This is a genomic window from Streptomyces sp. NPDC003077, from assembly GCF_040611095.1.
Classification (GTDB): domain Bacteria; phylum Actinomycetota; class Actinomycetes; order Streptomycetales; family Streptomycetaceae; genus Streptomyces.
This window is the reverse complement of the sequence record NZ_JBEXNM010000002.1, coordinates 151,703-162,911: the sequence shown is the minus strand read 5'-3', so window position 1 is coordinate 162,911 and position 11,209 is coordinate 151,703. Positions and strand designations below refer to the sequence as shown.

Sequence of the window (11,209 nt, the reverse complement as noted above, 5' to 3'; positions counted from 1 at the left end):
CAGCTCCCAAGACAGCGCCGGGGGCCGCACTCACAGTTCGCCCCTCCCCTTCGGCATAGCCACTCGTACGACGACGCCTTCCCATGAGCCGGAACGACGGCCTACACCTACAGGGAAGCCGAGTCCGGTGATTGCACAGTTCTCTGCATCACCTGCCGTCTGCCGCATGGCACACACCGTGCCGCCGCAGCACCCGTCCCCCGCCAGCACCAGGGCTCCGACCACAGCCGTCCCTCATCGTCGCCGGCGCTGAACCGGACGAGGATGTCGAGCGCTCTCTGTCTGAGGCCACGGGCACCCGCGCCCCCTGTTCGCAGCCGGTCGACGGCCTGTGAGGCCGAGCGAACAGCCGAGGCCGCTTCCAGCACGCCCCTGTCACCGTCCGGCGCGAACGCTTCCATCGATGTGTGGGCTCCCGACTCGTAGAGGAAGCCGTCGGAGCACCGGGTCAGTCATCTTGAGCAGCAGCGGGGAACCTCAGTAGCTCCCGTTCTCCGCTCCCCCACCACACAGCCGAGTTTTACGGCCGTAAAACACCCAGGCGGTGAGCCGCAGCACCAACGCCCCCAACGAAGGCTGGTTTTACGGCCGTAAAACCAGCCGCCCGTCCCCGGCTTCCTTCGCCGTCCCACGGTGAGAAGAGGAGCCAGGAACTGCCAGCCCCACTCCCCCAGGGCCCGCTCTCCCCACATCCCGGATCACTGATGCTCTGTCGCCCGCCGGTTAAGCCTGGCGACGGTGCGGGGTGAGGCTCCGGTCCCAGCTGGCTCCCTTCGTCCCATTCGTTGATCCGGTAGTCGATCGCTGTGGTCGTCCATCGGGGTGTCAGGTCTTGAAGCCGGAGAGGCTCATGGGAAGTCACCCGGTGGGTCCATCTGGCCGACGAGCATGAGCATGGCCCGCGAAACCCGAAGAACGACCGATGCGTGTTCGCGCTTGGACAGACGCCCTGGTCCTGCCGGCAGTGGCCGACCAGAACGCGCTGGTCTCCTGCCAACCTGGCGAATCCCACTCGGCCGGACTCCGCACGGGCGACCCGCGCATCGGCAGCCTCCCCGCCCACGACCAGAAGCACAAACGAAACCGCCGCAGGAGCGCCCCGCTCCCCAGCTCCAGACTCTGCCCCTCAACCGACCAGCTCGCGCCGCTCCATAGGTGAACCCGTCTCTTGCTGACCCCAGTGAGACTTCGCTCCGACCTTCTCCGAGTGTCGGCGAGTCAGTCTTCACCTGGCGGCGAGGGCTTGCCTCCTCGCGCCCACGGACTGCGCCGCCCCCTCCCCCACGATCCCGCCGAGCCCGCGAGCAGCAGGAACCCGTCCCAGAAGAAGAACCCCAGCCAGCGCCCCTAGCGCCAAGCACGAGCACGAGCACCAAGCCTCACCACCAGCTGCGCCGGGCCACGGCCAGTTTTACGGCCGTAAAACTGCCCGCACCTGCCCCCTGCGACCCGCACCAAGATCCAAAGTTTTACGGCCGTAAAACCCCGCCCTGCCGAAACCCTGGCCATCGGAGTCATGATCACGAGTTTTACGGCCGTAAAACTGGCCGCCCATGCCCAGCCCCGCGCCTCGTCCCCACACCCGCCCTTCGTCCCAACCGCACTCCCACACCCCCTCCGAGAAGAGGGCCCAACCGAGGCCAACCAGAAGCAGCCAAGGAGAGTCGGCGCGAGGAGCCGCTCAAGCCCCCGAGCAAGATCAACAGTTTTACGGCCGTAAAACCGCCGGCCGACGACTCCTGACGGTCCGCCGGGAGCACAGACGCAGCGCAACCGAACCTCGGCGAGGCCACGCCGGATCCCTGACGAACCCCCACCGAGGCACCAGTTTTACGGCCGTAAAACCACATCGATCTCACACGTGGCCAAACACCCCGTGTTCATCTGCGATGATGCCTCCGTCCGAAGTACCGGATCACACGGGAAGCACTCGGAGAAGCACGTGCCCTACATCACTGTTGTCCTGAATCAGAAGGGCGGCATCGGGAAGTCGATGATTGTCGTTCAGCTGGCCGCGGTCTACGCGGAGATGCTGGCGAACGGCGGTACCAAGGAACCCTCCGTCGCGGTCGTCTCCATCGACCCGCAGGGAACCAGCATCGAATGGACCGAGAAGATCGAGAAGGCCGGAAGGCCGGTTCCCTTCCGCACCCTCGACGCCAGCAACAACATCGCCAACCTTCGCAAGTTGCGACGCGCCAAGGCAGACATCATCCTCATCGACACCCCCGGCTTCCTGCCGCTCACCGACGACGGGGAGAGCATCGACCCCCTCGGTGACGGGCCGGTGGGTGACGCGCTGCGCGCCGTACTCGACATCGCCGACGACGTCATCGTTCCGCTGGAGCCCGACCCCGCCGGCTTCAAGCCCACCCGGACGACCATCGAGAAGGTCATCAAGCCGCGCGGCCTGCCGTACGGCGTGGTCATCAGCAACTGGGAGCCCCGGGACGGCAAGGTCGACCTCGAACGCACCCAGAACATGGTCACCAAGCAAGGCTGGAGCCTGTTCAACGCGAACATCCGGCACTTCCGGATGCACGCCCGCGCGCTGGCCGAAGGCCGGGTCTGCACCCAGTACATGTCCAACCACACCGCCACCAAGGCCAAGCAGGACTTCCTCTCCCTGGCGCTTGAGCACCAGCTCCGGCGACAGCAGAACAAGGAAGGTGCCCTGTAATGGCGAGCAGCCGCACCGCCTTCGACGACTTCTTCGATGACGAGGACGAGGACGAAGGCGTCGTAGACACCAAGGCCGACGGCCGCCTGCTGCGTGTCCCCCTGTCCCGGATCGCGCCGAACCTCGTCAACCCGCGTCGCCACTTCGGCACCGACGCCGAGCTGGAGGACTTCGGCAGGAGCCTGAAGCGCCGGCAGATCCAGGCCCTCCCGGTGGTGACCCGCAAGGCGTACCTGAAGCTGTGGCCGGAGCACGAGCGCCAGGTCGGCTCCGTCGACGTGGTCATCGTCAGCGGCGAGCGGCGCTACCGCGGTGGCCTCGCCATTGGCCTCTCGGCGCTCGACTGCGTCATCAACGATGACCTCGCCGCCAACCGCAAGACCTTCATGGACGCGGTGGTCTCGGAGAACATCGACCGTTCCAACTTCGACCCGATCGAGGAAGCCGAGGCGGTCGAGTCGCTGGTCGAGGTCTTCGGCACCGCGCGTGCCGTGGCGCAGCACTACGAGCGGGTGGACGGTTGGGTGTCGCAGCGCCGCATCCTCCTGGAGCTGGCGCCCGCGCTGCAGGACCTCGTACGCAACCGGGCCATGCCGCTCGAAGCGGCACGTCGGCTCGGCAAGCTGGTCAAGGACTACGGCTGGCGCGAGGAACGCCAGTTGGAGTGGTGGGCCGACGAGCAGCAGCAGCGTCAGGCGAATGCCGAACTGCGCCGGGCGGCCAAGAAGGCCGCTCGCGAGGCAGCGCCGCTCACGGAAGGCCACAGCGGCGGCGAGTCCTCGGGTTCGGCGGATCCGTCGCTCGCTCGACGACTCGCTTCGGACCCGCCGAGCGACCTCACCAAGATCGAAAGTTTTACGGCCGTAAAACTCGCCGCCGGTGAGGCCGAGCAGGGTGCGCACAGTGGGAGCGTCGGACGCAACGCCAATAACGGAGCAGGCGGCAGCGCGCACGAGGCAAACGGTTCGGGCCTGAACGCTCGTCCCGAGCAGGCGGCGCGAACCCACCGGTCCGGCTCGGACCGCGCGGCCCGGCCGGATCGATCAGAACCGTCCCGCCTCGAACGTTCCGTCAGCGATCTGCTGGGAGGGGCGACCGATGGGACGGGCGACGGCCTCAACGATTCCGTCAGCGACACCGGCGGTGGGCTGTCGGACGTCGTGACGGCCGATGCGATGCCATGGGCAGACCCGCATGCCGTGGTGCGCATCGCCAAGGAATGGATGACCGCGGAGGACTTCCAGGTCGCGGCCAAGCTGTGGCAGCAGCAGGCCGAGAGCGATTGATCTCTCCCGGCCTCCGCTGAGGAACTGACCTGCCCAAGCGGCCCTGTCTCTTCCCCTTCCTATGGGGAAGAGACAGGGCCGCTGTCATAGGGGCTCCCGTCAATGGCTGACGAAGACGCGGACATCCGCCGCATCCGTTTCCTCTCCGTGCTGCTCCATACCGCTCCCTATGCCTCGGAAGCAAGATCAGGGCAGGGGCAGGCATCAAGCGAGGAGCGCGCCCGCCCCATGAGCGCGCGGCTCACGCCGCGAGGCAGCCGCGACCCTGCGTCGGCGGACCACGAAAAGTTCTCTCAGAACGATTCTCCGGTCGAGGGGGAAGTCGTCGCCGATGCGAAGCCGTGGGCAGAAGCCCTCTCAGGCAACGCAGGCAGCGCGCCCATGTCGGGAGCATACGTACCGGAATACGGTACTTGTCCAGACACATGTCCGGACGACACCCGGCCAACGGGAGAGCATCCCCATAGCCCGGATGATCTCTCACAGATAGGCGCCAACATCCACCCGAAGGAAGTAATTCAATACTCCCGCGTGGACGCCGAAGAGCAACTCCACGGCGCGTACCAGGAGGCGAGGCCACACGCAGCCGAGACCCACGGAAAGCGCGGGAACATCACCCGACGGGCTACCACCTCGCAAGCAAGCGCTATGCGTCCGCTGACGCCCACTTCGCCGCGCGCGCCTGTGCTGCCAGCAAGGCCGCACGGCCGGCTTCGTCCTCGCCGAGCCCCTGTTCGGTGGCCTCGGTCCGGGCGCGGTCGGCCTCCTGCCTGACGTCGGCGGCGGCTTGGTGGGCTGCCGCGATCTTCCTCCGTCCGTGGAGGTCGGCCCCGGCCGCGTCCATGGCGGCGATCACCGCCTGGCCGATCTCGTATGCCAGGTTGCAGGGTCGGCACCGGCCACCGGCGTCGAGGTCCGAGGTGCGCGACCGGCAGTCCGCACAGCGGGGTTCGTCCTTGTCGGAACGCCAATCGTCCGGCCTGCGCCGCTCACCCGGGGCGAACCGCCCGGCAGGCGCTTGGCCGGGAGACCGCTCCTGGCCCCTGGGTGCGGGAATCCCCGGGGCCACGGCGTCCGGCACGACTTCGGGAGAAACGCCGGGTGTGAGAGTCGGCCAAGCGCCAGGGACGGCCGCGCCGTCCGCCCTGGTTGCTCCAAATGTCCCGTTCCCGCATGACGCACAGCCATCGATGCACGACACACAGCTACGAAAAACCGCTGTGTGGCCGTCAGAGGCCCTGGCAGCCCCCAGGACGTCGTGACCCCCGGCAGAGCCCTCCGAGGCGCCTGGAGCGCCGCCAGCGGCCTTGGAGGCCCGCTCCTGTCGGCGCTCGACCCATGCGGCTCGACATTCGGCGCAGGTTTCCCCCGACGCCCACAACACGCCGCTTTCGCATTTCGGGTCGTGGCATCCCCACCGCGGCGCCGCGACCTTGAGCAGCCAGCCCCCGATGCTGCGGATCTCGCTGAGGTTGGCCGCTGCGAAGCGGCTCTCCAGGCGCTGGCGCAGCCGCTCGGGCTCGGTTCCCTGGTTGATCTGGCTGGACAGGACCCGGGCGAACCTGCGCTGGACGTAGGTCGTGGTCCTGGCCAGTAGCCAGCGCACTGGCTCGGTGATCCACGACATGCGCTTGCTGAACGTCAGCGGGGGGCCGCCGTAGGGGATCTTCGGCTCGGTAACGGCCTTGTCCGCGTGCGGAGTTGGGCTGGGGGTGTTCTTGCCGCCCGCGCGGAGCGCGAGATCGGATGCGCCGAAGTCGGCGGTGCGGTCGGAAGCTGTGGGAGGGTTTTCCACAGGCGCGCGGCCGAAATCGAGGTTTTCCACAGCTGCCTCGCGCGCTACTACCTGTAGTTCGCCTACGGCGGGTACAACCCCCCCATCATCGTTGTTGTTCTCCTGTCGGTCAGTACAGCGGTCTTCCATATACGCGAGGGATCCGTCCACAGATCCGCAACCCGATCCGTCAGAAGAAGGCAAGAGGTCCCCGTTGCCCGCCTGGTCCCGCGGGGCGGCATCTTCCGGCTCGGCAGGCGCCGTGTCGTGCGACGGCGGCTCGGGTGGCGTGGACGTGGGCGCAGCCGCCGTCGGTGCGGGGGCCTGGGCCGTGGTCGTGGTCGTGGCGGGACCGGTCGTGGTCTCGCCGGCCTTGCAGCGCTTCGTTCCGCGACGCTTCTTGGGGCGCGGGGTGAGGATCCGAGGGGTGCCGTCGGCGGCGGGCAGCGGCTGGCGGTAGACCTCGTACTCGTTGCGTCCCTGGTATCCGACGCGCCGGTGCACCTTCACCAGGCCCATGTCCTCCAGCTCGCCGATGACCGACCGCACCGTGCCCGTGTCGACCGCCTTGCCCGGGCGGCGGCCCTGGCGGGGACGGCTCAGGATCTCGCCGATCTGCCGCTCCGTCACCGGGATGCGCCGTGTGGTGGCGTAGGCGAGGACGGCCCAGACCCGGAGCTGGCGCGGTTCCAGCTTCTCGGAGAGTTCGACCGGCACCCAGATGAAGGGCTCACGGCGGGTCACGGGGCGGACCCGCCGCAGGGCGGTGGTCCCGCGTCCGCCGGGCAGTGTCCGCCGGACGGTGTGCATTTCGACGATGCCGTCATAGGGATCGGCCTCGCACAGGACCCGCAGCCCGCGCTCGACGGTCGATTTGCTCTGGTTGATGAAGCGGGCGATCACCGCGACGCCCGCGGTGCAGCCCTCCGCCCGCCATCCGAGCGCGGCGGTCTTTACATAGACTGACAAGGCAGCGTCAACCGTTGTCCTGGAGTTCACAAGGCGCCACGGCACCCGCACCTGTCCGAAGCGAGCGCTGCTCCGGGGCGGTGAGACGTGGCCGGCGGTCCGGCTCGTCTCACCGCCGGGGGCCTGCAACACAGTGGGCAAGGTTCCTCCCCAGGACTCGGTCGCTTCCGGGTCGGTCACACTTCGCCCCTACAGGGGATGCGGGTTTCGAAGAAAATCGAAACCTCACTGTGCAGCAAAGTGGAATTAATCGGAAGCCGTTTTCTGACGCCCCATGGCATCCGCGTAAAAGGCTCCGCTGAGGGAGACCACGGCCGAAGATACACCCTTTTTGCGGGGGCGTCTTACCAGGTCAGAGGGGTGGCGTGCCGATCGGCGAGCTAAAACGTTTCCTCAAATTTTGAGCCGAAAAATGCGCGTTCTGCCGTCACTTCTCGTTTCTGTTTTGCGTGCGAAAAACGCGAGACGGCGCGCAAAGCACACATCGCTTTGGAAGCTGCGACGAACGTTGTGCAGATCGATGTGAGACTCAAACCGCAACCCGAACCGAGACGCGGAGCGCACGCACGACGCGACGCGCGGACACTCGTCGACGAAGCGAACGACGAGTCAAAACGAGGAACGGTTTGAACGCTCGGATGTCCATCGGGCCGTCAGAACCCGCGGCCAAACCGGCGACGTGTCGGCGCGGAGCCCTGCGACACACGTGAACTACCCGGTCGATAAGTCAACGACTGATAAGTTGACGGACATGAGTAGCACTTACAACGAGCCGAGCACCGAGAAGCTCGTCGCCAACGTGATGCCCGAGATGCGCCGCGACCTCAAAATCAGAGCGGCCGAACGGGGGATCAACGTCTCCGACGCCGTCATCCACGCTCTGTCGCTCTGGTACGAGAACCACAAGGTCCCGCACGTGGAGGTCAAGGGGGCCAAGTCCTGGGCCTGCTACGTCCCGGTCGGCGGGATCTCCCGCTTCGAGGCCGAGTGTACGGCCCGGGGCATCACCAAGGTGCAGGGAATTGCCCAAGTCATCACGAACTGGCTGCACCACCACCCGTCGCCCGCGGAACGGCTGGTGGCCCAGCCGGTCAAGCGCATCCTGGTGGGCAACCAGAAGGGCGGCGTCGGCAAGACGTTCATCGCGGCCGGGCTGGCCCAGGCGTTCGCCGAGGCGGGACTGCGGGTCCTGCTCGTCGACTACGACCCCCAGGGTCACCTGTCCGCACGCCTCCAGGTGGCGGATCTGCCGACGGGAGGGGACAGTCTCCTCACGCACATGCTCGGCAAGGCCACCCAGCACCTGCGCCGCTCGATCATCGCGCTCGAAGAAGTACGTCTCGACGGGGACGACCGGCCGGCCGCCACGCTCTTCGACGGCAGGCTGCACATACTGCCCGCCCACGAGGACGCGTTCCTCATGGACGCCGAGCTGGCGACGATGCGTGCGGGGCGGGACACCTGCCTGCGCCGTGCGCTGGAACCCATCGAGAACGACTACCACGTGATCGTGCTCGACGGACCGCCCAACCTCGGGCTCGGAATGGACCTCGCCATCGACTACGTCCAGCGACGCCCCGGCGAGCTGGTGGAGCACTCCGGGATCCTCATCCCGGTCTGGTCGGACAAGTCGTCGTTCCGCGCGTACAACCTGCTCAACCGGCAGATCCAGACGACCTGCGCGAACATGCAGATCGAGGTCGACCAGCTCGGTTTCATCGTCAACGCCTACGACTCCCGCAAGGGGACGGTGACCAGGGGCTTCTACGACGAGTGGAACACGCTGACGTCGCCGAGCGTGCTCGCCGAGCTGAAGGACTCGATCGAGGGTCGCGAGTCCTCCGACTACGAGATCCCGCTCTTCCAGTACGCGCCTGACTGCGTGCAGGCCGAGTCGATGCGCAAGCTCGCGAAGGAACTCGCCGCATGAGCAAGTACCGACCGGCGACCCTTCCGAAGGGCAACAGCGAAAGCCGTCCCGACGAAGCCATCCCTCCGGTCCGGACGCGTGCGGAGATCCGGAAGGAATGGGAGGAACGGCAGCGCGCCGAGCGCGCGGCCAGTCGGGAGGCCGTCGCGAAGAGCACGGAACCGGCCGACGGGCCCGATACGGTCGCCGCAGCTGAGACGGCTTCCGTACCGGTGGCTTCCGCGTCGGCTGCGGCCTCCGTGCCTTCGCCGGCAGCCGCTCCCGCCGGAGCGGCTGCCGCGGTCGCGGAACCGGAATCCGACGTGCACGAGACGGCGAAGGAAACCGGCGTCCCCGAGGCGGCGGAGGCCGCGCCGCGCGCGGCGGAACCGCAGGCGGCGCCCGTCGAAACCGGGCCTGAAGCGCCTCTGGACGACGGTACGGGTGACCGCCACCTCGACCTGACCGCTGAGGACGAGGGCCTGGTCAGCCTGCCGCCGAATCGCAACGAGCACGGCTTCGTCCCGATGCCCACGTTCAGCGAGCCGACGACCGAGGACCCGCGGGAGAGGCTGGAGCACTACGCGCGCGGCGTCGTGGCGGCGGAGTACGCGTCGCGCGCCAACGTCCAGCGGGCGAAGCAGCAGAAGATCATCGTGCAGGGTCAGTACCTGCTCGCCATGAAGCGTGAGCAGCTCTGGCACGTCCTCGGTCTTCCGGGCTTCGACGCGCTGGTCAAACAGCGCTTCAACTACGGGAAGAACTACGCCAACAAAATCATCCGCGCCATGCCGGTGGTGAAGGCCCTGGAGTCCGTCACCAGCATGGAACTCGCGGAGAAACACCTCCGCCCCCTCGCTCCCGTCCAGGAGAAGCACGGGGACGAAGCCGTCCGAGCCACGTGGGACGAGGCGCTGAGGAAGGGAAAGATCACCGAGAAATCCCTCCGCGAGGCCGCGTACTTCCTCGGCTACGGCGAACCCGTCGAGCAGAAGGCCAATGTGGTGGGCGGCCGGAGACGCGAGGGCTCGACCGTCTCGTCTCCACGGATCCGCACCGTCGAGGAGGCCTTCGGCGAGATCCGCTCGCTGATGCAGACCGACAGCGCCCAGGCGAGAAAGGAGGCCCTGAAGCTCTGGAAGCTGGCCGAACAGCTTCGGGAAGAGCTGGGCATCGAGGTGAGACCCGAGTCCTTGGAGGACTGAATGGGTCTGCGTCCTGAACGGGACGACATCGCAACTACGCGGTGTCGTCCCGTTTTTGGTGGGCGGGTACCCGGGGTACCCGGGGGTGGTGCGGTGGGGTGGGTACCCGGGGTACCTCGGGTACCCGGGTGGGTTGGGTGAGGTGGGTACCTCGGGTACCCGGGTGGGTTGGGCGAGGTGGGTACCCCGGGTACCCGCGGTGTCCGGGGTACCCGGACGGGCCGGGCGGGGCGGGTACCCGGGGTACCCGCGAGGCGTGAGTGGGTGGGTACCCGGGGTACCCGCGAGGCGTGAGTGGGTGGGTACCCGGGGTACCCGGGGGTGATGGAGTGGGTGGGTACCCCGGGTACCCGGGGTGTGGCTGGGTGATGGTGGGTACCCCGGGTACCCGGAACGGCGGGTACCCGGACTGCCCCGGGGTGGGATGGCGGGACGGGTGGGTACCCGGGGTACCCGGGGCTTGGGTTCTCGGCGAGGCAGGTACCCGGGGTGCCCGGCAGGTCGCGGAGGTGGGTACCCCGGGTACCCTCCCCGCCGGACGGGAGGCTTAGGGCGGGTACCCCGGGTACCCGGGCCTGAGCTGGAGGGGGTGGGTACCCCGGGTACCCGCCACCGAAGGGGAAGGGGTAGTGACGGCTGCTCGGTGGGTGAGGCCCGTGGGTACCCGGGGTACCCGGCCGGTCCTTGGGTACCCGGGGCCCGCCATGAGTGGGTACCCCGGGTACCCGCCGGTTGGGTGCTCAGCCGGGTACCCGGGGTACCCATCTGTCCAGCACCGAGAGCGGGTACCCGGGGTACCCGGCTAGCCAGGGCCGGGAACAGGAGCCTCTGTGGTCATGTGACTGGGGTGGGTACCCCGGGTACCCGGGGGCGCCTGGGTACCCGGGATGGGCAGGTACCCGGGGTACCCGGCTGATGTGAGGGCCTGGTGGAGCCCGCTGATCCCGAGGTGGGTACCCCGGGTACCCGGCGTACCCCCAGGACTCGCTCTGGCGTTCTACGTATGGACATTCGATTCTTCTGGAGACGGCCTTCCTTCGGATAACCCGTCGCTCCCAACGCTGACCGACGTGGTGCCGCGTCAGGAATTGACAGGCGCGGCAGGCCTCGGACCGCTGATCTTCGACCTCTGTCCCTGACGGTGTGTGGTCGCCTTCGCCAGGTGCGTCGGCGCGTTCGCGCGTAATGGCTGCCAACCGGTGTTCAGCGAAGACGAAGTACGAAGTCAATTTCGTTGCCGCGTCGAGCGATTCGCTTTCCATTGTTCTGTGCGCGGGGCGGCTTTCGCTCCGTTGGTGTGGCCGCACGGAATCGACTGGCGCGACGAAGGGACTGTGGTGGCCGCCGACGACCCATGCACTCGGTCGGCTGGTCCGGTTCCCCTGA

General features: G+C 67.7%; 5 protein-coding genes. 4 read left to right on the top strand and 1 reads right to left on the bottom strand.

The window, feature by feature from the left end; genetic code table 11:
- Positions 1 to 1,942 precede the first annotated feature (1,942 nt).
- Positions 1,943 to 2,680, top strand: coding sequence for a ParA family protein (locus ABZX96_RS02015; RefSeq protein ID WP_355536258.1), 738 nt, complete (start codon positions 1,943 to 1,945; stop codon positions 2,678 to 2,680).
- Positions 2,680 to 3,966: a hypothetical protein gene (locus ABZX96_RS02010; protein WP_355536255.1), complete on the top strand. Its 1,287-nt coding sequence runs from the start codon at positions 2,680 to 2,682 to the stop codon at positions 3,964 to 3,966. The genes ABZX96_RS02015 and ABZX96_RS02010 overlap by 1 nt, the downstream gene beginning before the upstream one ends.
- Positions 3,967 to 4,612: 646 nt before the next feature.
- On the opposite strand, the gene ABZX96_RS02005 is transcribed toward ABZX96_RS02010, so the two are convergent.
- A complete protein-coding gene (locus ABZX96_RS02005; RefSeq protein ID WP_355536253.1) occupies positions 4,613 to 6,709 on the bottom strand; it encodes a hypothetical protein in 2,097 nt (698 codons plus the stop codon).
- 751 nt (positions 6,710 to 7,460) lie between these two features.
- Between ABZX96_RS02005 and ABZX96_RS02000 the strand changes: the two genes are divergently transcribed.
- Together ABZX96_RS02000 and ABZX96_RS01995 are read left to right on the top strand one after the other, a co-directional pair.
- Positions 7,461 to 8,639 (top strand): ParA family protein, encoded by a 1,179-nt coding sequence (locus ABZX96_RS02000; protein ID WP_355536250.1) that lies wholly within the window; start codon positions 7,461 to 7,463, stop codon positions 8,637 to 8,639.
- A complete protein-coding gene (locus ABZX96_RS01995; RefSeq protein ID WP_355536247.1) occupies positions 8,636 to 9,823 on the top strand; it encodes a hypothetical protein in 1,188 nt (395 codons plus the stop codon). Before ABZX96_RS02000 ends, ABZX96_RS01995 begins: the two co-directional genes overlap by 4 nt.
- Positions 9,824 to 11,209: the final 1,386 nt, after the last annotated feature.

Coding starts and splice junctions, on each gene's coding strand:
- ABZX96_RS01995 (WP_355536247.1), top strand. CDS start 8,636: ATGAGCAAGTACCGACCGGCGACCCTTCCGAAGGGCAACAGCGAAAGC.
- ABZX96_RS02000 (WP_355536250.1), top strand. CDS start 7,461: ATGAGTAGCACTTACAACGAGCCGAGCACCGAGAAGCTCGTCGCCAAC.
- ABZX96_RS02010 (WP_355536255.1), top strand. CDS start 2,680: ATGGCGAGCAGCCGCACCGCCTTCGACGACTTCTTCGATGACGAGGAC.